Annotated in this window: 19 protein-coding genes; 6 read left to right on the top strand and 13 right to left on the bottom strand. The window is 63.4% G+C overall.

Features of this window, described 5'->3' with window-relative positions:
* Positions 1 to 67: 67 nt before the first annotated feature.
* From llg_RS00460 to llg_RS00450, 3 genes are all read right to left on the bottom strand, one after another.
* Positions 68 to 2,431: a DEAD/DEAH box helicase family protein gene (locus llg_RS00460; RefSeq protein WP_338287527.1), complete on the bottom strand. Its 2,364-nt coding sequence runs from the start codon at positions 2,429 to 2,431 to the stop codon at positions 68 to 70.
* Positions 2,432 to 2,588: 157 nt separating this feature from the next.
* Positions 2,589 to 3,737, bottom strand: coding sequence for a hypothetical protein (locus llg_RS00455; protein ID WP_338287526.1), 1,149 nt, complete (start codon positions 3,735 to 3,737; stop codon positions 2,589 to 2,591).
* 167 nt (positions 3,738 to 3,904) lie between these two features.
* Positions 3,905 to 6,763: an aconitate hydratase gene (locus llg_RS00450; protein ID WP_338287525.1), complete on the bottom strand. Its 2,859-nt coding sequence runs from the start codon at positions 6,761 to 6,763 to the stop codon at positions 3,905 to 3,907.
* Between the two features lie 89 nt (positions 6,764 to 6,852).
* Here llg_RS00450 and llg_RS00445 point away from each other — a divergent pair, with 89 nt between their 5' ends.
* Both llg_RS00445 and llg_RS00440 read left to right on the top strand, forming a co-directional pair.
* Positions 6,853 to 7,575: a LysE family translocator gene (locus llg_RS00445; protein ID WP_338287524.1), complete on the top strand. Its 723-nt coding sequence runs from the start codon at positions 6,853 to 6,855 to the stop codon at positions 7,573 to 7,575.
* 9 nt (positions 7,576 to 7,584) lie between these two features.
* On the top strand, positions 7,585 to 8,004 hold the full coding sequence (locus tag llg_RS00440; protein WP_338287523.1) for a hypothetical protein: 420 nt from the start codon (positions 7,585 to 7,587) through the stop codon (positions 8,002 to 8,004).
* A 32-nt stretch (positions 8,005 to 8,036) separates the two neighbouring features.
* Here the strand turns inward: llg_RS00440 and llg_RS00435 are convergent, their stop codons facing one another.
* The 7 genes from llg_RS00435 to llg_RS00405 all read right to left on the bottom strand — a co-directional run bounded on the left by llg_RS00435 (position 8,037) and on the right by llg_RS00405 (position 15,662).
* Positions 8,037 to 8,372 (bottom strand): hypothetical protein, encoded by a 336-nt coding sequence (locus llg_RS00435; protein ID WP_338287522.1) that lies wholly within the window; start codon positions 8,370 to 8,372, stop codon positions 8,037 to 8,039.
* Positions 8,373 to 8,528: 156 nt separating this feature from the next.
* Positions 8,529 to 10,796, bottom strand: a complete 2,268-nt coding sequence (locus tag llg_RS00430; RefSeq protein ID WP_338287521.1) for a hypothetical protein — start codon at positions 10,794 to 10,796, stop codon at positions 8,529 to 8,531.
* On the bottom strand, positions 10,793 to 12,781 hold the full coding sequence (locus tag llg_RS00425) for a BatA domain-containing protein (protein ID WP_338287520.1): 1,989 nt from the start codon (positions 12,779 to 12,781) through the stop codon (positions 10,793 to 10,795). Before llg_RS00425 ends, llg_RS00430 begins: the two co-directional genes overlap by 4 nt.
* Positions 12,782 to 12,840: 59 nt before the next feature.
* A complete protein-coding gene (locus tag llg_RS00420) occupies positions 12,841 to 13,206 on the bottom strand; it encodes a four helix bundle protein (protein WP_338287519.1) in 366 nt (121 codons plus the stop codon).
* Positions 13,207 to 13,239: 33 nt separating this feature from the next.
* Positions 13,240 to 14,133 (bottom strand): DUF58 domain-containing protein, encoded by an 894-nt coding sequence (locus tag llg_RS00415; protein ID WP_338287518.1) that lies wholly within the window; start codon positions 14,131 to 14,133, stop codon positions 13,240 to 13,242.
* A 61-nt stretch (positions 14,134 to 14,194) separates the two neighbouring features.
* Entirely contained in the window at positions 14,195 to 14,572 is a 378-nt protein-coding gene (locus llg_RS00410) for a four helix bundle protein (RefSeq protein WP_338287517.1), read from the bottom strand.
* Positions 14,573 to 14,633: 61 nt separating this feature from the next.
* The gene (locus llg_RS00405; RefSeq protein WP_338287516.1) at positions 14,634 to 15,662 is read right to left on the bottom strand and encodes a MoxR family ATPase; all 1,029 of its coding nucleotides are present in this window, start codon (positions 15,660 to 15,662) and stop codon (positions 14,634 to 14,636) included.
* 302 nt (positions 15,663 to 15,964) lie between these two features.
* On the opposite strand from llg_RS00405, the gene rpsM reads away from it, so the two are divergent.
* The 4 genes from rpsM to llg_RS00385 all read left to right on the top strand — a co-directional run bounded on the left by rpsM (position 15,965) and on the right by llg_RS00385 (position 18,109).
* Complete coding sequence (rpsM, locus tag llg_RS00400) at positions 15,965 to 16,333, top strand: 30S ribosomal protein S13 (protein ID WP_338287514.1); 369 nt, start codon at positions 15,965 to 15,967, stop codon at positions 16,331 to 16,333.
* Between the two features lie 19 nt (positions 16,334 to 16,352).
* Positions 16,353 to 16,892, top strand: coding sequence for a 30S ribosomal protein S11 (gene rpsK / locus llg_RS00395; RefSeq protein ID WP_345789185.1), 540 nt, complete (start codon positions 16,353 to 16,355; stop codon positions 16,890 to 16,892).
* Between the two features lie 22 nt (positions 16,893 to 16,914).
* Complete coding sequence (gene rpsD / locus llg_RS00390) at positions 16,915 to 17,526, top strand: 30S ribosomal protein S4 (RefSeq protein WP_338287512.1); 612 nt, start codon at positions 16,915 to 16,917, stop codon at positions 17,524 to 17,526.
* A 136-nt stretch (positions 17,527 to 17,662) separates the two neighbouring features.
* Positions 17,663 to 18,109: a DUF488 family protein gene (locus tag llg_RS00385; protein WP_338287510.1), complete on the top strand. Its 447-nt coding sequence runs from the start codon at positions 17,663 to 17,665 to the stop codon at positions 18,107 to 18,109.
* Between the two features lie 317 nt (positions 18,110 to 18,426).
* Here llg_RS00385 and llg_RS00380 read toward each other — a convergent pair whose 3' ends face one another.
* The 3 genes from llg_RS00380 to llg_RS00370 all read right to left on the bottom strand — a co-directional run bounded on the left by llg_RS00380 (position 18,427) and on the right by llg_RS00370 (position 21,614).
* Entirely contained in the window at positions 18,427 to 19,341 is a 915-nt protein-coding gene (locus tag llg_RS00380; protein WP_338287509.1) for a cytochrome P460 family protein, read from the bottom strand.
* A gap of 113 nt (positions 19,342 to 19,454) precedes the next feature.
* Positions 19,455 to 20,378, bottom strand: coding sequence for an NAD-dependent epimerase/dehydratase family protein (locus tag llg_RS00375; protein ID WP_338287508.1), 924 nt, complete (start codon positions 20,376 to 20,378; stop codon positions 19,455 to 19,457).
* A 117-nt stretch (positions 20,379 to 20,495) separates the two neighbouring features.
* Positions 20,496 to 21,614 carry an aminoglycoside phosphotransferase family protein gene (locus tag llg_RS00370; protein WP_338287507.1) on the bottom strand — a complete coding sequence of 373 codons (1,119 nt, stop codon included), beginning with the start codon at positions 21,612 to 21,614 and terminating at the stop codon, positions 20,496 to 20,498.
* Positions 21,615 to 21,648 lie beyond the last annotated feature (34 nt).

Here is a 21,648-nt window from a genome sequence, read left to right as displayed (position 1 = left end):
TGGAATGCCGGGGCAGGTTCAGGCTTTCCCGACCTGGTCGCACTTGGCTGCAGGCTGGAAACTTGAGCTACGTTTCCTCCGTGCTCCCGATCTCATAGCCCATGCTCCGGTAAGCCGCCATTCGTTTGCGGGCCATGTGGGCGGTGAGAGGGTGATCGGTCTCGACGTAGTCATGGATGCGGACTTCTGTCTTGCCTGCGTTTGCACGGTGAAGGCGTCCGGCGTATTGGATGAGGCGCCCTTTGAATGAAATAGGCAGGGTGAGGAAGAGAGTATCGAGTAGCGGGAGATCAAAGCCCTCCCCCAGCAGCGATGAGGTGGCGAGAAGGGCGAAACCGCTGCCGTTGCTGGCGAGACCATCGATTTGGCCGAGAACCGCGGCGCGCTGCTTCTTTCCCATCGAGCCGTCGATTCGGAGAACGCGTTCTGCTATTTTGGGATGATCGTTGGTGAGGAGGTTGCAGAGGATGGCGAGATGCTCCTTGCGGTCGCTGAGCACGGCGCAATTTCGGTTTTCCGCTAGGGCGGAAGCGATATCCGAAACGATCAGCTTGTTGCGTGCCTCGTGATTCGCGAGAAGATCCCAGACCTGATGGATCTGCATGCGGGTTCCTTCCGGCGGAAGACCGAGATGGATGTCATGGAGGATCAGCATGCGGGGGATCCCACCGTCTCCTGCCGGATCCATCCGATGACGAATGGGGCCACATTGGAGGAAGAGGATTTTTTGGAGGCCATCCTTTCGAATCGGTGTAGCGGTCAAACCGAGAAAGAACCGCGCGGGACAGACTTTCATCACGGCCTCAAAAGAGGTGGCCGGAATATGATGGCATTCGTCGACGATGACCTGCGTGAACGGTTCTAACAAAGCGGTCGCATTGGGAGATTTGGAAAGCGTCTGGACCATGCCTACGACGACATCGGGATGGGTGGAAGCGTAGGCTTGTCCGAGGACGCCGATTTCATTCTTATCCACACCAAGAAACTCTTGAAGCCGTGACCTCCACTGATCGAGCAGTGGTTTGCGATGCACGAGAACCAGGGTGGAAACTTTCCGGCTGGCGATGATGGCACAGCCCATGACCGTCTTTCCTGCTCCGGGAGGGGCGACCAGAACGCCGTCTTCATGGAGCAGCACTGCTCTGACCGCGCTTTGCTGGGGGGAAATAAGCTCGCCTCGGAATTCAAATGATCGTGCGGACGGCTTGGGACGTCTTTCCTCAATCTGCATTCGGCCACCGGCCTTTCGGAAGAGGCTTTCGGCTTCAGGAATACTGCCCCGTGGCAAAACCAGCCGATCCGGGTGAATCTCTCCGCAGAAAATGAAACGCGGTATGTTATAGGTGCCGAAACGCAAGCGTTGCTTCTCAAAGAACTCCGGATTCGCCATGGTGGCGAGCCGTTTGAGCGCTGCCACCAGGCACGTAGGAAGGTCCACCGTGTTGATTTCAAGCTGGGCGTGCCGAACTGCCTTTCCCGTTCCGGTGAAAACGCCCCGAGTGATCGCCTCGGGAATCAGATCGAGCGCACGGTCTTCGTAGCGCTGGTCGGATTGCTCCAGCTCTTGAGTCTCCTTCAGCGTGGGCAACGCCCGTTGGAGAACCTCATCCAATTGGTGTGGGGTAGTCCTTCGAAGAGAGGCTAGATAGGCCCATTGATCGGAATGAGGTGCGAGATTTTCATCGAGAAACACTGTGTTTCCGAGAGCCCTTGGTTTTGCTTGAAGGGGAAGCGCGATCAGATTTCCGAAACCACCCGCGGGCAGCGAATCCTGATTAGGGAAGAAGCGATCGTAGGTGCCCAGCGTCATCGCTGGATGAAATGATGATGCCTTGGCTACCACCAAGGTGCCTAGTCTACGCGCTATCAGTGCGGGAACCGGTTGGCTGAAAAAAATCCAGGCATGGCCGCCATTGCCGGAGCGGGATCGTTCGATGGCGGCTTCGATGCCAAGAACCAACGCGGCTGCACGGTAGGCTCGGATGTCCTCTTCCCATCCGTCACCATCGAAATCGGTGGCGAGGAAGATGCAAGTGTTGTCCTCGCGGATGGCATAGGTGCCGATGGTGTGCTTGCCCGTGAGATGATCCCTGGCTGCGGTTTCATCGAACGGAGGAAAGGCCTGATGAAAACACTCCGAGCACTTCACCCGAGGTTTCTCGCAAATCCCGCGGTGCCATTCATTCCGGCATGCTGGCGAATAGCCCTTCCTCTCTAATTTCGAATTTTCCCAGAGCTTCGGGAAGACATCGTTGCGGCAGCGGAAAAGAGAGAGGAATAGAGCGATTTTTTCTGCATGAGAAAAGGAAACGGGAACGCCGACATCCAGCGGGTTGTTGGCAATCAACAGCGCCGTTCGTTCTCGAATCAACGCGTCCCTCCGCGCCTCCAGATCATGCAATTCGGCTTCGATCTGAGTAATGCGCTTCATGGTGAGGGCTTATTTGTAAGCCGAGGGGCGTTGTTGAGATCAGAGGGTCTTTAAGGTTTGGATGAGGTGGTTTCTTCCGTTGGTCGTACAATAACTTTAGTCAGACATGGCTCGCTGGTAAATGAGGATCCGACGCCATATATCCGATTTCGTGTGATCAAACCAACCCCGCGGCATTGAGCCTGGCGATGAGCGCCGCCTTGCGGCTACGCAGATCCCGGAATTCCGCGAGCTTTTGCTCGAAATGGTCGGAGCTGTGGGTGAGGTGGGAGAGTTCCCGGAGGTCGACGATTTTTTCGACGGCCGTTTGATACTTGGATGCGGTGCTGGATTCGGTGAGGTGGACGATCGTCTCCCACACGGAATCCTCCCGGCCTTTCAGTGAATGAAGGTATTGGGTTCGAAGCTCCGCTTTCCGTTGTTCCTCCGCCAGCTTTGCCGCGGCCAGTTGCCTGGCTTCCTCGGCACGGCGGACCCGGGTCAGTTTCCGGGCGTCTTCGATCAACTGCCCCACCTTCCGGAGCGCTGGAGGGTTCGCTGTGGGATGGTGGGCAGAGTGGAACTCACGCTGGAGCGCGAACAACGCCGAGGAATTGTGATCCACCAGCAGTCGCTGCAACCAGGCGTCTTTTTGTGCTGGCGAGAGGTTGGGCAACCACTTGGCAGCTTCATGGCCGGTGGCTCTATCGGATTCGGCGGGTAAGCTGTTGGCAGCGGCGATGGTGAGGAGATCGGAATCCAGATGAAGGAACGAAGCCAGGCGGTGGTGGACTCCGTCGGCTTCGTCCAAACCGGGTGGAACAGGTGGCTCTTGGGTGGACTCTTCCAGATCGTGGTAATCGGCGGCTGACAACCATGCCACGTAGAGGGGCCGCAGATCGCCACGGGCAAGTTGTTCCCGGATCGGCAAGAGGGAAGCGAGCGCGCTGTTTCCAGCGTAATCGTATTCATCTCGATCCTCCGGCTCCCTGTCGGACATGAAGGAAAAGATGACGTGGGTCTGGGTGGTATCGACTCTCAGGGTGCTGTCGGTTTCGTATGCCTGGGTGGTGGATAGGTCGACCAATGAGAGAGGCAAGCGGACATGAAACGAGGGGGTGCCGAAATTGCTGAGATAGATGTGGGCGTCGAAGTAATCCTCCATCCATTGCATGGGGTCCGCTTTCAGGTCGCCCCATTCGTAGGTATTGATGAAGCTCCGTGAGGTGATTTTCGCACGTGTCGAGACGGCGCGGAGCGCCGCTTGCTGGTCCTTGTCGAGCAGGGTGTCGATGGCGAGGAATTCGTAATATTGATATTCGCTCATGGGGTGGTGCGAGAATGGCGGAGCGCGAGGAGCGGTTTTGTGGCATTCGTCCAAAATGCCCCGCTATCGGTTCACAAGTTGGAAACTTGTGCTACTACGCCTTCGGCGGACACGAAAAAAGCCGCTTCCCGTGAAGGAAGCGGCTTTTGCGAAAACGAAGTCGGAGATCAGGCCTCGAGGATCTGGTCGAGGACGTAGGGCAGGATGCCGCCGGCGAGGTAGTAATCGACCTCGGCCGGGGTATCGATGCGGACCTTGAGCGGGATCTCGAAGGAGGCCGCGCCGGTCGGACGCACGACGAGGGTGGCGGTCTGCATCGGCTTCAGCTCGCCGGACAGGCCGGTGATGTCGAAGGTGACGTCCTGCAGGTCCTTCACGCGGTCGTAGTCGGCCTTGTCCACGAAGTTCAGCGGAAGCACGCCCATGCCGATCAGGTTGGAACGGTGGATGCGCTCGAAGGACTTGGTGACCACGGCCTTCACGCCGAGCAGGCGGGAGCCCTTGGCGGCCCAGTCGCGGCTGCTGCCCATGCCGTAGTCCTCGCCGCCGATGACGACGAGGTTGGTGCCGTCTTCCTGGTACGCCATGGAGGCGTCGTAGATGAAGGTCGGCTTGCCGGCCGGGAGCGAGATGCTGGTGTCCGGGGCTGAAACCTCGCGGTCGCCGAAGTAGAGGGTGTAGCCACCTTCCACGCCGGGGATCATCTGGTTCTTGATGCGGACGTTGGCGAAGGTGCCGCGGGTCATCACGCGGTCATTGCCACGGCGCGCGCCGTAGGAGTTGAACTCGGCCTTCGGCACTCCGTTCTCAAGCAGGAACTTGCCGGCAGGCGAGGTCGGCTTGATCGAGCCCGCGGGCGAGATGTGGTCGGTGGTGACGGAGTCGCCGAAGATGCCAAGCGGACGGGCGGCGAGGATGTCGCCGGTCTTGGTCGCGCCACCTTCGAAGAACGGCGGGGACTGGATGTAGGTGGAGGCCTGGTCCCAGGTGTAGGTCGCGCCGGTGGTGCCGGAGATTTCCGCCCACTTCGGGTTGGCGGAGTCGAGGTCGCCGTAGAGGTTCTGGTAGACGGCGGGCTTCAGGGCGGCGGCGAGCTGCTCCTTCACCTCGGCGTGGGTCGGCCACAGGTCCTTGAGGAACACCGGATTGCCGTCCTTGTCATTGCCGAGCGGCTCGGTGGTCAGGTCGAGATCGACGCGGCCGGCGAGGGCGTAGGCGACGACGAGCGGTGGGCTCATCAGGAAGTTCGCCTTGATGGAGCCGTGGACACGGGCCTCGAAGTTGCGGTTGCCGGAGAGCACGGAGGCACAGACGAGGTCGCCTTCCTTGATCGCGCCTTCGATGGCCGGGTGCAGCGGGCCGGAGTTGCCGATGCAGGTGGTGCAGCCGTAGCCGACGGTCTGGAAGCCGAGCTGGTCGAGCTCCTTCTGCAGGCCGGTGGCCTCGAAGTATTCCGTCACCACACGGGAACCCGGGGCGAGCGAGGTCTTCACGAACGGGGCGACGGTCAGGCCGAGCGCGTTCGCCTTCTTCGCGACCAGGCCCGCGGCGATCATCACGCTCGGGTTGCTGGTGTTGGTGCAGGAGGTGATGGCGGCGATGAGGATCGAGCCGTGGGCTAGCTCGAGGTCGCGCGGGCCATCGGCGAAGACGTCCTCGTTCACGGCATCCGGGGTCGGGCGGTTGGACACCATTTCGACTTCGTTGCGAGCGCCGCCTTCGAACTTCTCGTGGCTGCTGTCGGTGGAAAGCAGCGAGTCGATGGACACGCCGGCCTTCTCACGCATGGAGAGCTTCACGCGGCGGTCGCGCTGCTCGGCGGTGAGGCCGAAGCCGCCTTCGCCGGAGGTCTTGGTGAAGAGGGCGTTGAACTTGTCGCGCAGCGCCGGGACGTCGATGCGGTCCTGCGGGCGCTTCGGGCCGGCCACGGCCGGGACGATCGCGCCGAGGTCGAGTTCGAGGAGGTCGGTGTAGTCGCACTCGCCCTTCTGCGGGATGCCGAACAGGCCCTGGGCCTTGTAGTAGGCCTCCACGGTCTGGCAGAGTTCCTCGCTGCGGCCGGTGCCGCGGAGGTAGGCGATGGTTTCGCCATCGACCGGGAAGAAGCCCATGGTCGCGCCGTATTCCGGGGCCATGTTGGCGATCGTGCCGCGGTCCGGCAGCGAGAGCGCCTCGGCACCCGGGCCGAAGAATTCGACGAACTTGCCGACCACGCCGTGCTTGCGGAGCATTTCAGTAATGCGGAGCGTGAGGTCGGTGGCGGTCACGCCTTCCTTCAGCTCGCCGGTGAGGTAAACGCCGACGACTTCCGGAACGAGGAAGGTCACCGGCTGGCCGAGCATGCCGGCCTCGGCCTCGATGCCGCCCACGCCCCAGCCGACGACGCCCAGGCCGTTGATCATGGTGGTGTGGGAGTCGGTGCCGACGAGGGTGTCTGGATACCAGACGCCGTTCTTCTCGAGCACGCCCTTGGCGAGGAACTCGAGGTTCACCTGGTGCACGATGCCGATGCCCGGAGGGACGACGGAGAAGGTTTCGAAGGCCTGCTGGCCCCACTTCAGGAACTCGTAGCGCTCGCGGTTGCGGATGAACTCGATCGCCATGTTGCGGTCGAGCGAGGCCTGGGAACCGGCGAAGTCGACCTGCACGGAGTGGTCGACGACGAGGTCGACGGGCACCAGCGGCTCGATCTTCTCCGGAGCGGCACCGCGCTTCACGGCGGCGTCACGCATGGCGGCCACGTCCACGAGGAGCGGCACGCCGGTGAAGTCCTGGAGGACGATGCGGGCGACGGTGAAGGGGATTTCGTACTCGCCCGGGTTCTTCGCGTTGTAATTGGCGAGGTTCTGGACGTCCTCGACACTCACCTTGCGGCCGTCCACGCAGCGGAGGACGGACTCCAGCACGATCCGGATCGAAACGGGGAGACGGGAGAGCTTCGGGAAGCCCTGCTCGGCGAGCGCGGGCAGGGAGTAGAACTTGCCTTCGGCTCCGGAGCCGGTCGTGAAGGTGCGGAGAGTGTCCATGGTTGCGGGAATTCGGGGATTAGCACGCAGGGTGCCACCGAGACAGGCTCGGCGCGCGGGAGGTTAGGGAGACGCGTAAATTTGTCAAAATGTTCCCTCCGTCCGGTGAAACGGCGAATTTCCGGGTCTTCCGCGGCGTGGAAACGCCGCATTTGCTGGCCCTCTGGCGGCCCGGCTTGTTTCCTCGGCCCGTGGATCCGACCGCCGAGCTGCTCGCCTTCGCTGGAATCATGGCCCTGGGCCAGTTCAGCCCCGGGCCGGACATGCTGCTGCTGACGCGGACTTCGCTGGCGGAGGGGGGGCGGGCCGGGGTGGCTACGGCCCTGGGAATCGCGACTGGGCTGTCGATTTACGGCGGTCTCTCCGTGGGCGGGATGGCGGTGGTCCTGGACCACGCTCCGGCCCTCCGGCAGGCGATGATGTGGGTGGCGGCCGCGTATCTGCTGTGGCTGGGTTACAAGCTGCTGCAGGAGTGTTTCATCACGTTCTACTCCGGGGGCAGGGCGGGCGAGGCTCCTGCGCTCAAGGGCAACCCTTACGTAAGGGGGCTGTTGTGCAATCTGTTGAATCCGAAGGTGATGGTCTTCCTCGCGGCGGTGGTGGCGCCGTTTCTGCGGGGCGAGCACCCGGGCTGGTGGCCGCGGGCGCTGTGGGGAGTCATTGCGATCCAAGGCGGCGCGTTGTGGGCGCTATGGGCACTGCTGCTCCAGTGGCGGCCGTTGCGGGACGGCTACAGGAAGGCCCAGCCGGTGATCGACGGGCTGTTTGGCCTGGGCTTGGTGGCCTTGGCGGTGAGGCTGGTAATCCACTAAATATCCGCTATGACATCGAAACAGGATTTCTTCCTCGATCCGGCCCTTGAGGTCGATCCTGGAGAAGTGAAGTGGTATTTCATTTCAGATTATTATGACGGACCGATCGCCGGGCTGGCGGTGTTTCGGGGTAGAATCCTTTGGTTCAGTTGTTTTGAAGAGGATATAGCCCAGCACACTCTCTATGTATTGCAGGAGCTTTCGGACGAGGAATTGGAATACGAAATCGAGCAGAAGGAGCGTTTCGAGAGGATGGTGGGAACGCATTTGTCCTTTGATTTGAGCGGTGAACCTCTCCCTCGAGTGACCGCGAGTGAAGAGTGTCAGGCCCGGTATTTCCGGGAGTGTGAGCACGAACGCTTCTTCTTGGGGCCCTTACCCCGGCCTATTGTGGCATGGTTCGACGTCGAACCCCGAAAAGCGGATTAGATTGGCTGATGGAGGGTTGGTGAAGTTGGGAATCACCCCAGCGCGATCGCCCAGGTCACGAAGCCGCAGACCCCCACCATGCCGATCATCGCGATGATGAAGATGATGTCAGCGCAGCGTTCGACGCGGTACATACGCTTGGTGCTGCGGGTCCGCAGCGCCCAGTAGGACAGCAGGCAGGAAACCAGGAACAAGACCGAGTCCGTGGCCAGGAAGTCATCGGCCAGCGTGTCCTGCTTGTGGATGGAGATCACCACCCGCAGCAGGCCGATCACCGTCAGGCACACCCCCACCATCGCCGCGGAGACGGTGAAGATGTGGATGCAGATGTCGTGCTCCAGCTTTGGCGATGGATCGTCCTCGGGCATGGGCGGTGCATGGCTCCTTTGTCAAAGCGCCGTGGCACGGCCCCTTCGTTCGCGAAACCTGGCTGGGAGTAGGGACATTCTTGTCCCGTTTTCTGTAACCACCCAGCTTCGCTGGCTTGAATTCGAAGAACGGGACAAGAATGTCCCTACTCCCAGCTAGAACGCCCCGTTGAACTTCCGGCCGGTCCAGAAGATGGCGAGGAGCACGATCAGCAGCGTGACGATGGCCCAGTGGGACCAGAGCGGGATGCGGTTTTCCAGCGGGCGCGGTTCTGGCAGGGCGCGGACTTCCTTGACGAGGTCGCCGATCTGATCGGGCTGGATGACGCGGCCGCGGGCGACCTTCGTCATTTCCTCGAAGACTTCTGAACGCGCGGGCTGGCCGGTTTTTTCCAACTGCACGCCCTGGGCGAGGATGGTCGCTTCCACCGGCTTGTCCTCCGCGCCGCCGACGGTGCCGCGCAGTTTCCAGGCTCCCGGGGTTTCGATCTTGAAACGTCCGCTGAACGAGCCCCAGGCGTTGTTGTTCGGCTGGAGTTCGAGGCGCTGGGACTTTCCGTCCGGCGAGGTCACGTCGACGGTGACGGTGCCGTCCTGGAGCGGGGCGCCGTTTCCATCGAAGGCGTTCGCATGGAGGGTCACGGAATCGCCGGGGGCAGGGCGCTCGGGTGTGAAGAATACACGCACGCGCTGGCCGGCGGCCATGTTCCGCTGGTAGGACATCCAGCGGGCGACCTGACCCCAGAAGCGGTAGTGATAGAGGTCCTCCACGCCGCGCCGCCAGCGCCAGGCGGAGTCGATGCCCATGAAGAGCACCTTGCCATTGCCCGCGGCCTTGGTGACGAGCAGCGGGATCGGGCCAAACTTGCCGCGGCGGTTGCCGTGCACGGCCAGCACCTCGGTGCCGCCCTTCGCCTTGATCACCGGGGCGTGCCAGTAGAAGCCGGGCAGGCGGCGCCAGATCACGGGGTTCTCCTCCTCGGTGTCGCCGAGCATGGTGAGCAACGAGCCGCGGCCCTCCGAGGTCAGGTTGAGCGGGGACGGGATGCTGTCGGTGAAGCCGATTTTCTTCGTGTCATCGAGCACCACCGGCATCAGGTCGGCGAGGGCGGTGTCGAGCAGGGTGAACTGGTTGCCCTGCGCGCCGGGCAGGAACACCACGCCGGACGCCTGGTTTTCCACCAGACCGCGGATCAGCTCGCACTGTTCCTTGGTGAGCTGGCCGGGCTGGACGCCGACGTCGCCGAGGAAAATGACGTCGTATTTCGCGAGATCGGCGAGCTTGTTGGGAAACTCCTTCACGTAGTCGTGACCCTCGCCCAGGCCCAGCTCCGGATGGAACAAGAGGCAGGAAAGCTCGACGCCGGGATCGCGGGAGAGCGCGTTGCGGAGGTAGCGGTATTCCCAGCGCGGCAGGCTCTCCACCACCAGCACGCGGATCTTCTCCGGGCGGCCCGCGATGGTGAACTTGCGGGCGTTGTTGGCCTCGATGCGTTCGCCATCGGCCACCGGGATGGAAAGCTCCAACGTTGAGCTGCCTTCCTTCTCCAGCTTCCAGAGGATGGAATCGTAGGTCTCGGTGTTCGGGGCGAGCGTGATGTCCTTCGTGCGCTCGTGGCCGGAATCATCGCGCAGCCGTACCACGGTGCGGATCTCCCGGTCCAGCGAGGAGCGGATGGTGAAGGGGATTTGCACGTTCTCGCCGACGATGCCGTAGGTCGGCGCGGTGACGGCCAGCAGGTCGAGGTCCGGCAGGCGGGTGCGGCTGCCCACCGGCAGGGCGAAGAGCGGGATGCCGCGGAGGCGCAGTTTCTGGGCGGCGGCGACCGGCGGCTGGCCGAGGTTGTAGTCGCCATCGCCGAGCATGATTACCGCGCGCAGGTTGTTCTCCTGATCGAGCAGGTTCTGCAGCGGCGTGGTCATGTCCGTGCCGGCCAGGCCAGCGGGATCATCGGCGGGCGGGGTGGCGAAGGGTTGGCGCAGCACTTCGTTCGAACCGTGGTCTTCCAGCGACTTCCACACCGGACTCTCCAGCGCCCGCTTCACCCACTCCGCGCGGGACACGATCTCGGCCTTGTCGGAAAGCGCGGGCGGCAGCGTGGCATCGAGCGTGGTCATCGACTTCGAGTCGTCCCACAGGATCGCGATGCGTGGCTTGGTCGTCGGATGGGTGATCGTCAGCCACTCCGGCCGCCACAGCAGCAGGACCACGAGCAGGGTGGCGAGCACGCGCAGGGCCTCCAGCAACGCGGTGCGGCGCGGATGCGGGCTGCGTTTCCACGACAGGACCGCCAGCACGAGCACGGCCAGCAGCGCGCCGATGCCGATCGCCAGCGTCGTCGGGGTCGGGGAGAAATGGAGGGTGGAGAGGGTGAGGGGCAAAGGAATGACGGAATGAAAATTGGCGGCGTGATTGCGGGTCATGCTCGCGACGGGGATTTGGCGGGAACGGGTTCGGCCGTGCCCGTCTTCTTCGGCAGGCTCAGCACCGCCTCGGATAGGAGGAAGAACAACACCGCGCAGAGGAAGGCTTTCCAGATCCCGCGGGAGCCGGAGGTGTCCGCGGCTTTGCCCGCTTCCTCGAAGAGCGTGTAGCCGGTGCCATCGAGCGAGGCGGCCAGCCCTTCGTGGCTCACGATTTCCGGTGCGTCTTCGGCGACCGGGCGGTTGAGGGCCAGCAGGCGGTCGCCGAGTTTGTAGATGCCCGCGTCCCAGGCGGCGTTGGCGGGATCCGGGCTGCCGTAGTCGTCCAGGCGCACGCGGGCTTCGCCGGACAGGAGCTTCGACTCCTCGCTGCCGACGTGGGAGAGGTAGGAGGCGTCGAAACGGTCGGCTCCGGCGGTGATAGTGCGCTGCACCAACGGCAGCAGCACGTCGGCGTCGCCGAGGTTCGACCATGTGTAATCCGGCAGCGAGCCCGCGAACCAGGCGGTGCCGCGGTCAACGATCTTGCGGACGAGGAAGGGCTCGCCATCGTCCCATTTCGCGAGCGGGGCGGCATCACCGCTGGGCAACTGGCGGCGGATGGCCTTCAGCCGCTCGGCGGGGATTGCGGTGCCATCGGCGCCATCGCGCAGCGGGCCGTCGTCGTGGTTCCAGTCCTTCAGGATGTAGAATTTGCCGGTCGCGGCGTCGGTGGGATTGGCCCACTTCATGTCGAGGAACTCCGCGGTGGAGGCCTGGGCCGGGGGCAGGAACAGCACGTGGCCGCCTTCGGACAGGAAGCGCTGGAGCACATCGGCGGCGGGGCCGGTGGGCAGCGGGGCGGCCCAGATCACGCAGGCGGCATCGCCGGGGGCGAGGGTGGCGGTCTTGGCGGGATCGACGCGGACGACGGATTGGTTCGCGAACCCGGGCGGAGCGGCGGCGAGCTGGAGGTAATTGGCGGCCTCGGTGGTGCCGGCGACGACGAGGGACTTCACCGGGCGGTTCGGGCCGTAGGCGAAGAAGGCGGCATTGTCGCGGGTGTTGCCATCGGCAGGCAGGGAGATCCAGCCGTGGCCGGTGGCTTCGTTGCCGGGTACGGTGATGCGTTTCTGGAACTTCAGAGCCTGTCCGGAGAGCGTGAGCGATTCGGTGGCGCGGGAGCCGTTCAGGTTCACCGTCAGCGGCAGGTTCACACTGCCGCGGGCGTCCTCGGCGCGCTGCACTTCCAGATCGAGCACGAGCTGGTCGGCCACGCGGCGGGCCCCGGCGAGGCGTAGCGAGGTGTTCGAGGCGGTGGTGCCGGTGAGTCCCAGCACGCGGATGGAAGGCTTGTTCGGCAGGGCGGCGAGCGAGGCGCGGGCGGCGGCCCAGCGTTCATCCGCGGCCTTCCAGTTCGACGCTTGGAGGTCGGTGGCGATCCAGATCTCGGCGCGGCCTTGGGTTTCGGCCAAAAACTCAGCCGCACGGGTGGCGAGCGCGGGCAGATCGGCGGCGGTGTCGCTGGGGCCCGCGGCGGTCAGCTCCGGCAGGACATCCGGCGAGGGCACCTCCTGGGGTTGGCCGCTGGCGCTGTCGATCAGCACCAGCCGGGCACCGCCGAGATCGCGGAAGGTGTTCTTCACCTTCTCCAGCACCTGGGCGCGGCGGGAGTCGTAGCCATCGCCGGGCTTCGCCTCCATGCTGGCAGAGCGGTCGAGGATCAGCACCACGGTGTCCACCCGCCCCGCGTTCCATCCCAGCAGCCCGGACATCACCGGCCGGGCCGCTGCCATCGCCAGCGCGGCGATCCCGAGCGCGCGGCAGGTCAGGATCAGGATGTGGCGCAGCTTCTTCTTCCCGCGCGATTCACGGGTGGCCTTCAGCAGGAACTGCATCGCGGCCCACTTGATCGTCTTGTGCCGACGCTTGTTCAGCAGGTGGATGATCACCGGGATCGCCGCGGCGAGAGTGAACCAGAGGAGGGACTGTTGGAGGAAGGACACGGGGAGGAAGCACTAAGCACTAAATCCAAAATTCTAAACGAAGAGGAAGAAGGGCGGAGTCAGCTGATGGAGTTGCGGAGGATGGTGGAGAGTATGCGGACGAGCTCGTCGGACTCACGATAAAGCGTTCGGAGAGTTTCCTTGGCGCGGTCGTCGCTGGTGGTGGCTCCGAGCAAGCGCAGCCAGAGCCGACTTTCGGTGGCCTCTTTTTTTGATATCCGGAGGCGGTGAAGGAAATCCGCTTTTGAAACCGCGTTGTTGGCTTCGACGTAATTGGCGGCGACAGAGCCAGATGAGCGGAGGAGTTGTTCAATGTCTGTCCACTGGGAGCGCTTCCATCGGTAGGTGGCGATGCATATACGCAGATCGAGAGCGAACCGGTAGGTGCGCTCCTCAAGATCGTATCGGTTGCCTTCGCTATCCACGGTCCTCTTCGTTTAGAATTTTGGATTTAGTGCTTAGTGCTTCGCCTTCCTAAGTCTTCCCATCAGGAAGTCCCTCAACAATCCCTCCAGCGGCGTGTCCGTCATCACGAACCGGTAGCCGGCGTTGGCGTCGTGGCAGGTTTCGCGGACGTTCTTGAGGAACTCACGCAGGGCGGAGTGGTATTCCTCGGCGATGAGGGTGGGTTCGGCGACGAGGGCGGTGCCGTCCTCCATGTCGACGAAACGGTGGGGACGGTCGAAGTCGAAGCCGATCTCCAGCGGGTCCATGAGGTGGAAGACGCTGACATCGTGCTTCCGGTAGCGGAGGTGCTGGAGGGCGTCGGTGAGCTGGGCGGTGTCGGTGAAGAGATCGGAGAGGATGACGATGACGGCGCGCTGGCCGATCTTTTCCGCGATGGTGTGCAGGGCGGGGATCAGGCCGGTTTCACCGGAGGGCTCCAGCGCGCCGAGGGTGCTGAAAAGGCGGTCGAGGTGGGCCGGGCGGCGGCTGGGCGGGACCTCCAGGTGGAGCTTGTCGGTGCAGACCGAGAGGCCCGCGGCGTCGCCTTGGTTCACCAGCAGGTAGGAGAGGGAGGCGGCGATGCGGCGCGCGTATTGGACCTTCGCCTCGGCTTGGCCGGAGAAGGCCATGGAACCGGAGCAATCGACCACGAAGTAGGCGCGGAGGTTGGTGTCCGCTTCGAACTCCTTGATGTAATAGCGGTCCGAGCGGGCGTAGGCCTTCCAATCGAGCCGCCGGGTATCGTCCCCGGCGACGTATTTCCGGTACTCCGCGAACTCCACGGACGACCCGCGGTGCGGCGAACGGTGCTTGCCCGCCACGTTGCCGAGCATCGGCATCCGCGTTTCCACCGGCAGTGAGCCGAGGCGGGCGAGCATGGCGCTGTCTAGAAAGTCGTATTTCATGGGCAGACGCCGCGGGCGGGAATCCAGAGTCCAGAAACCAGAATCCAGAGAAGAGAAGAAGTCACAGGGGCGCGTCTTCGGGTTCGAGGTGCTGGATGAGGCCGCCGAGCATGCGGGACAGGTCGCGGGTTTCCTCGATCATGGCCTGCGTTCCTTCGAAGGGCTCGATGTTCAGTTCTCGGCAGACTTCCCGGTGAATGAGGAGCTGGGTGCGGAGTTCGCCGCAGGAACCTTTGCTGTAACCGAGAAACCGGAGGAAGTCCGCGTCGCTGGGGCGTTCGGCCCCTTCGGCGATGTTGGAGGGGATGGAAATCGCCGAACGCTGGATCTGGTCCTTGAGGGCGTAACTCTTGCTGTCATGCGACGCGACACAGACGTTCACAGCCAGGCAGCAGGCCCGTTTCCAAACCTCCAGGTTCTCGAAATGGTGGCTACTCATCGTCCTCTTCTCTTCCTCTTGTCTGGATTCTGGTTTCTGGACTCTGGATTCTCGAAGGCTTTCAGCCTTCGTTCCGCATGTCCTTCAGCAGCCGCTCGACGATTTTCTTGGAGGTCATGCCCTGGGATTCGGCGGCGAAGTTGGTGATCACGCGGTGAGTGAGCACCGGGGAGGCGACGGCTTCCAGGTCCTCCAGGGACGCCATGTAGGCACCGCGGAGGGCGGCGCGGGATTTCGCGCCGAGAATGAGATACTGCACCGCGCGCGGGCCGGCACCCCAGCCGACGCATTCCTTGATCCAGTTGGGCGACTCCGGCTGGTCCGGGCGGGTCTTGCGGACGAGGCGGACGGCGTACTCATAGAGGTGGTCCGGCACGGGCACCCGGCGGACGAGCTGTTGGAAGGCGATCACCTTCTCGCCATCGAGCAGGCGGTTCAGGTCGGCCTGCTGGGTGCCGGTGGTTTCGCGGGCGATCCGCTTTTCCTCCTCGGCGGTCGGGTAGCCGACCTCGATGAGGAACATGAAGCGGTCGAGCTGGGCTTCCGGCAGCGGGTAGGTGCCTTCCTGTTCGATCGGGTTCTGGGTGGCGAGGACGAAGAACGGCGGCTGGAGGGTGTAGGTCTGGCCGAGCACGGTGACTTTGTTCTCCTGCATGGCCTCCAGCATGGCGGACTGGGTCTTGGCCGGGGCGCGGTTGATTTCGTCCGCCAGCACGATGTTGGCGAAGACCGGGCCCTTCACGAATTCGAACTCGCGACGGCCACCGACCCCGGATTCCTGGATGATGTCCGTGCCGGTGATGTCCGCGGGCATCAGGTCCGGGGTGAACTGGATGCGGTTGAAGGACAGGTGGAAGGTCCGGGCGACGGAGGAGATCAGCAGGGTCTTCGCGAGACCGGGCACCCCCATTAACAATGCGTGGCCGCGGGCGAAGAGGGAAATGGCGAGCTGCTCGATGACCTGTTCCTGACCGATGATGACCTTGCCGAGTTCCTCGCGGAACGCCCGGTAGGTTTGGCCGAGCTCGTCGATGGCGGCGACGTCGTCAGGGGGGAGTTGGGTGGACGGGGCGAGGGTGGTGGATTCCATGAGATGGACAAGGTGCGAAACCTTGCTGAAACTAGGTGGAATGGAGGGTTTGTCGAGAACGCTCGCGGCCCGACCGGGGCGCTGCGGATTTAAATACGCGCCATGGCGGCCCAACGTTGCGCCCGGAACCTCCTCAGATTCATCGGGGAGGGAGTCCGCCGGAGCGGGCGATTCCGTCCCCGATTCTGGAATTTTTGCGATTTCCCGCTTGCCAGAGGGGTGGTGTCTGCTAAATCACCCGCCCCCGCGCTGCGTCCGGTTGATTCCGGGCTTGGCTTGGGCCACGCGAATCCCCGCAAAACATGGCACGCATCCTAGGTATTGAAATTCCCAACGAGAAGCGCATCGAAGCGTCGCTTCCGTATTTGTTCGGCATCGGCCGTCCGACCGCGGCGAAGATCCTCGATCACGCCGGCATTGATCCGAACATCCGCACCGGTCAGCTGACCGAGGAGCAACTCGTCAAGATCGCCCAGGTGATCCAGGCCGAGGGGATTCTCATCGAGGGTGACCTTCGCCGTGAAAAGCAGACGCAGCTCAAGCGCCTCACTTCCATCAACTGCTACCGTGGTATCCGCCACAAGCGCGGTTTGCCGGTCCGTGGCCAGCGCACCCGCACCAATGCCCGCACCCGCAAGGGCAAGAAGAAGACCGTGGGCGTCAAGAAGTAACCCGTAGCACATTCTTATCATGGCTGACGAAGAAATCACGCAGGGCGCCGCCCCTGCCCCCGAGGCTGCCGCCACTCCCGTGGCCGCCCCCGCTCCCGCCGCCGCGGAAGCTCCTGCCGAAGCTCCCAAGAAGGAGCAGAAGCGCGACATTTTCGCCGAGATCGGCGGAGGTGAAGAGGAGATCAAGATCCACAAGGCGAAGGGCTCCAAGAACGTCACCCGTGGCATCGTCCACGTGACCGCCACCTTCAACAACACCCTCGTCAGCGTCACCGATGCGAACGGCAACTCGATCGGTTGGTCGAGCGCCGGCAAGATGGGCTTCAAGGGTTCCCGCAAGAGCACGGCTTACGCCGCGCAGGTCGTCTCCCAAGACGCTTGCCGCCAGGCGATGGGCCACGGTCTGAAGGAAGTCGAAGTCCGCGTGAAGGGTCCGGGTTCCGGCCGTGAGTCGGCCGTCCGTGCCGTCCAGGGCCTTGGCCTCGAGATCACCGCGATCAAGGACGTCACCCCGATCCCGCACAACGGTTGCCGCCCGAAGAAGGCTCGCCGCGTGTAATCCACCTACCCAATTTACGATCATGGCACGTTACACCGGTCCCCGCACCAAGATCAGCCGCCGTTTCGGCGTTGCTCTCTTCGGTCCCTCCAAGTCGCTTGAGCGCCGCAATTTCCCGCCGGGCCAGCACGGCATCCGCGCCGGCCGCAAGAAGAAGAGCGAATACGCTGTCGCCCTCGGCGAAAAGCAGAAGCTCCGCTTCCAATACGGCGTCCTCGAAGGCCAGTTCCGCAAGTACTATGAAGAAGCCGCCCGCCGTCGTGGTGTGACCGGCACCATTCTTCTCCAGCTTCTGGAACTCCGCCTCGACAACGTCATCTACCGTCTCGGTTTCGGCAACACCCGCCAGGCCGCCCGCCAGCTCGTCAACCACGGCCACGTCCTCGTGAACGGCCGCACCGTTGACATCGCGTCCTACCAGACCAAGCCGGGCGACGTGGTGAAGATCGGTCCGCGTCCGTCCTCGCAGCAGGCCGCCCTGCGTGCGATCGACCTCACGCAGTCCGTCCCGCTTGTCGACTGGCTCACCATCGACCGCGAGAAGCTGGAAGGTGTCGTCGCCCGTGTGCCCGAGCGTTCCGACATCGACCCGCAGGTCAACGAGCAGCTCATCGTCGAGCTTTACTCGCGCTGATCGAACGGTTGCCACTGTTTTGCGAAAACGCCTTGGGGTTCGCCCCAAGGCGTTTTTTCATGTCCGGTCGGGCGCTACAAAGCGGACCGAAACCCGGGCTCCCGGTTTGTGGGAGTGGAGTCTATCTTGCCGGGATATGGCGCATCACGTCATCACCTACCGCTATGGCGAGGCGATCGGATTGCCCGGGATCTCGCTCGGAGTGACCCGCCAGCCGCCCCGGGGTATCAAGCGCGGGGATTACCGGAAGAAGGGGTATTGCGACGTCTGGCTGCCGGTGCTGGCGCCCAGCAAGGAGTTGGTGAAGGCTTATCTCGGCGGGAAGATGACGTTTGCCTTTTTCACCCGCCGTTATCGGGCGGAGATGACGGAAGGGGATGCCCGCCACGTGATCGATCTGGTGGCGGCGATGGCGGAGAAAGGGCCGGTCCATCTCGGATGCTTTTGCGAGGATGAACGCTGCTGCCATCGGTCGGTATTGAAGGAGCTCGTCGAGGAGGCGGTGGCCCGTTTGCCGGAAGGGGCGGCTGCATCGCGACCCTGCGCGAGCCCGCCCTGCTCGATGCCGGAGGTCGAGGAATGATGGGGCATTGGAACGGCTCATCCTGACAGCCGCCTCTCTCTTCAGTCGCGGAGCGACGACCGATCGTAGCCGGAGGTTGGAGCCTTGGCGACGACGCCTCCGGTTCAGGCGGAAAGGTGATTCGATCCCGAAGGGGATCGCAGCCGGGGGAGAAGGCCTGCGGCATTCCATTTCCCATTCCGCCCGCGGAGCTGGGGCTCGCGTCTCGGTCGCCCTCCGGGGTGCCCTTGCAGGTCCGTGGGTCATCCGGTGGCGGCGTCGCTGTGCTCCTTGCCGACCGGCTCATCTCTCATGCCCCTGCCGGGGCGAAAGAGCCGCTATTCCCGGGCCACTGGCACCAAGATGATCTGTCGCAGGTCCATCACCGCGCTGGCGGCCTTGCTCTTCACCCGGACTTCCAGCGTCTGCGGCCCGGGTTCCTTGTAGGTCACCTTGCCCACGATCCGCTCCTTGAAGTTCTGGAAATGGCCCGTGTCCTCCACGGTGAAGGTGGCGGTTTGTCCGGCGCTGGTGACTGTGACCTCGCTGCCGCCCTGGTCCTTGCCGCAGCCCTGCCAGACGTGGATTTCGAAGGTGCCGGGGCGGTCCACCTGGAAGCTCCACGAGGCCCAGTCGGCCGGGTTCACCCAAAAGCCGAGCGTGTTCTTTTTCTCGGCCTCCTCGTAGTGGAGCTTCTCTCCCGTGGCTTTCGCCGTGCTGGAGTGGAGCATGATCCGGCCACCGGTGAGTTGGGCGGGGATGATGTATTTCTTCGAGACGTGATCGCCCTTCTGGAGGTCTTCGTGACACGAAGCGCATGCCGGGAGTTTGCCCCGGGATTCCAATTTGGAAGCATCCGCATTGACCGTGAAAAACTCCCAGTCGCCCGCTTCGGGGAAATAGCCCAGTTCGCGTTTCCACATGCCGGTAAAGAGTTCGGTGCGGTGGGTTTCCCGGTTGAACTTTTCCTTCAGTAGCAGGCTCCCTTCCGGAAACGTTCCCCACGGATCGAACAACGGTTGGACTGCAGGAGGATTGGCGAAGACGTGGAAAGTCGCCTTTTCGTGAAGGGATGGCGTTTGGGGGGCTGGCGGGCGGCAGAGCTGGGACACGGCGGGGGGCATGTCCACCGGCTGCGGTGTCGCGCGTTCCAGTGAGGTGCGTTCCTTCACCCACTTCAGCAATTCGGCATCGGTCGCCTCCCGGGCAAAGATGGGGGCGGAGAACAGGATCGGTAGGAGAATCGCAGACAAACGCACCTCTGCACCCTGACGGTTTACCTGGCGGCGTCCAGCCGGTTCCGTTCGTTGGGCTTCAAAGCAAAACGCCGCGCCGGAGACCGGCGCGGCGTTTCGGGAAAGGTGGCTCAGGCGAGCTTGTTGCGGAAGAACTCGAGCGTGACGCCGAGGCCCTCCTCCAGCGTGTGCTTCGGAGCCCAGCCGGCGGCACGGAGCTTGTCGGCGCTGGCGCGGGAATGCTTCACGTCACCCGGTCGCTCGTCCGCGTGGAGCACTTGGGAGCTGGAGCCCTGGGCGGAGATGAGGTTGTTCGCGAGATCGTTGATGGTGATCTGGCCGCCGTAACCGGCATTGAACACGCCGACGACGCCGGGCGTTTCCGCGGCGAAGGTGAGGGCACCGACGATGTCCTTCACGTAGATGAAATCGCGGGTCTGGTTGCCATCGCCGAAAACGGTGATGTTTTCGTTCTTCACGGCCTTCTCGATGAAGATCGGCACGGCGGCAGCGTAGGCGCCCTTCGGGTCCTGGCGCGGGCCGAAGACGTTGAAGAAGCGCACGGCGGCGGTTTCGAGGCGGCCTTCCTTCTGGAACATGCCGAGGTAGTACTCGCCGTCCAGCTTGGTGATCGCATACGGGCTCTTCGGCTCCGGAACCATGCTCTCCAGCTTCGGTACGGTCGGGTTGTCGCCGTAGATCGCGGCGGAGGACGCGAAGACGAGCTTCTTCACTCCGGCCGCGGCGGCTTCCTCCAGCACGTTGAGGAGGCCGTGGACGTTGATGTCGACGCACTCGCCGGGCTTGGCCATCGACTCGGGCACGCTGACCAGCGCGGCCATGTGGAAGATGTAGTCGACGCCTTCGACGGCCTTCTTCACCAGCCCGCGGTCGGTGATGGAGCCTTCGATGAAGGTGTGCTTGAGGCCGTCCAGATTGTGGCGGTAGCCGGTGCGGAGGTTGTCCAGCACGCGGATTTCCTCCGCCTTGTCCTGGTAGTGTTCGACGATGTGCGACCCGATGAAGCCGGAGCCGCCGGTGACTAAAATTTTCATGGCAGAATCAAATACAAATCAAACGGAACAAACGGAACGGCGGATGCATACGGAAAGACCGGGACGCGATCAAGTGCATCCCGGTCTTCCGTCATGAGGATTCTGGTGGGCTGGAGGTCAGCGGGCGTGGGATTTCACGATCGCTTCCATCTCCGGCAGGCGTCGCTCGATCGCCGCGACGAAGGCGAACTGGTTGCGGCAGCGGTCGATATTGTGGCCCGGGCGCTTGATCTTGAAGTAGACGTCGCCCTGCAGGTAGTCCGTCAGGAAACGGATGCCGCACTCGAGGGTGAGCAGCTTGCCGGCGAAGGCGAGGTGCGCGGTCTCGGCGGGGTTCAGGAACGAGCGGGCGGTGCTCAGATAGCCCTTCACCAGCGCTTCGAAGCGGTCGAGACGGACATCGAGCTTGTCCAGGTCGGTATCATCCTCGCGGGTGGTCGGGGTGGCGGTGCGGACCATGTCACCGAAGTCATACAGGGCGGAGCCCGGCATGGTGGTGTCGAGGTCGATCACGCAGACACCTTCGGCGGTCACGTCGTCGAGGAGGACGTTGTTGAGCTTGGTGTCGTTGTGGGTCACGCGCTCCGGGATTTCGCCGGCGGCGATCAGGTCGGTGATTTTCGCGCAATCGGCGGCGCGGGCGAGGGCGAAGTCGATCTCGGCCTTCACCTCGGCGGCGCGGCCGGCGGAGTCCGCCTCGATGGCGGCCTTCAGCGCCTCCAGACGCTTCGGCGTGTTGTGGAAGTTCGGGATCGTCTCGTGGAGACGGTCGCCGCCGAGGTCGGCGGTGAGCTTCTGGAACTCGCCGAAGGAGCGGGCGGCCTGGTAGGCCTGCTCGTTGGTCTCCAGTTCATCGTAGCCGCGGGCGCGCTCGATGAAGGGATAAACCCGCCAGACATTGCCCTGCAGGTCCTTCGCATACGACTTCCCGCCGTGGGACGGGATGCAGGTGAGCGTGCGGCGGCGCGCCTCCGGATTGCCTTCCTCGAGGAGGCGGTCCAAGGCGTGCTTGGTCACGCGGTCCACGTTCTCCATGAGCAGTTCGGGCTGCTTGAAGACGTTGTGGTTGATGCGCTGGACGATGTACCGGATGCGCTGGCCGGCTTGGTCGAACCAGGCGCAGTAGGTGTCGTTGATGTGTCCCGAGCCGTAGGGATAGGCGTGCACGAAGTCGGCACGCATGTCGAACAGGGCGGTGACGGCACGGAGGTCGTGAGCGGCGGATGGAGCGGACATGACTGGCGGAGTTTGAGCGGGGTTTACCGGAACG

Source organism: Luteolibacter sp. LG18, from assembly GCF_036322585.1.
GTDB lineage: Bacteria > Verrucomicrobiota > Verrucomicrobiia > Verrucomicrobiales > Akkermansiaceae > Luteolibacter.
Note: the sequence above shows the minus strand (reverse complement) of the source record. Positions and strands in the feature narration are given on the sequence as shown.

Excerpts from the sequence above, each read along its gene's own strand:
- llg_RS00460 (WP_338287527.1), bottom strand. The coding sequence starts at position 2,431 with ATGAAGCGCATTACTCAGATCGAAGCCGAATTGCATGATCTGGAGGCG.
- llg_RS00455 (WP_338287526.1), bottom strand. The coding sequence starts at position 3,737 with ATGAGCGAATATCAATATTACGAATTCCTCGCCATCGACACCCTGCTC.
- llg_RS00450 (WP_338287525.1), bottom strand. The coding sequence starts at position 6,763 with ATGGACACTCTCCGCACCTTCACGACCGGCTCCGGAGCCGAAGGCAAG.
- llg_RS00445 (WP_338287524.1), top strand. The coding sequence starts at position 6,853 with ATGTTCCCTCCGTCCGGTGAAACGGCGAATTTCCGGGTCTTCCGCGGC.
- llg_RS00440 (WP_338287523.1), top strand. The coding sequence starts at position 7,585 with ATGACATCGAAACAGGATTTCTTCCTCGATCCGGCCCTTGAGGTCGAT.
- llg_RS00435 (WP_338287522.1), bottom strand. The coding sequence starts at position 8,372 with ATGCCCGAGGACGATCCATCGCCAAAGCTGGAGCACGACATCTGCATC.
- llg_RS00430 (WP_338287521.1), bottom strand. The coding sequence starts at position 10,796 with ATGACCCGCAATCACGCCGCCAATTTTCATTCCGTCATTCCTTTGCCC.
- llg_RS00415 (WP_338287518.1), bottom strand. The coding sequence starts at position 14,133 with ATGAAATACGACTTTCTAGACAGCGCCATGCTCGCCCGCCTCGGCTCA.
- llg_RS00410 (WP_338287517.1), bottom strand. The coding sequence starts at position 14,572 with ATGAGTAGCCACCATTTCGAGAACCTGGAGGTTTGGAAACGGGCCTGC.
- llg_RS00405 (WP_338287516.1), bottom strand. The coding sequence starts at position 15,662 with ATGGAATCCACCACCCTCGCCCCGTCCACCCAACTCCCCCCTGACGAC.
- rpsM (WP_338287514.1), top strand. The coding sequence starts at position 15,965 with ATGGCACGCATCCTAGGTATTGAAATTCCCAACGAGAAGCGCATCGAA.
- rpsK (WP_345789185.1), top strand. The coding sequence starts at position 16,353 with ATGGCTGACGAAGAAATCACGCAGGGCGCCGCCCCTGCCCCCGAGGCT.
- rpsD (WP_338287512.1), top strand. The coding sequence starts at position 16,915 with ATGGCACGTTACACCGGTCCCCGCACCAAGATCAGCCGCCGTTTCGGC.
- llg_RS00385 (WP_338287510.1), top strand. The coding sequence starts at position 17,663 with ATGGCGCATCACGTCATCACCTACCGCTATGGCGAGGCGATCGGATTG.
- llg_RS00375 (WP_338287508.1), bottom strand. The coding sequence starts at position 20,378 with ATGAAAATTTTAGTCACCGGCGGCTCCGGCTTCATCGGGTCGCACATC.
- llg_RS00370 (WP_338287507.1), bottom strand. The coding sequence starts at position 21,614 with ATGTCCGCTCCATCCGCCGCTCACGACCTCCGTGCCGTCACCGCCCTG.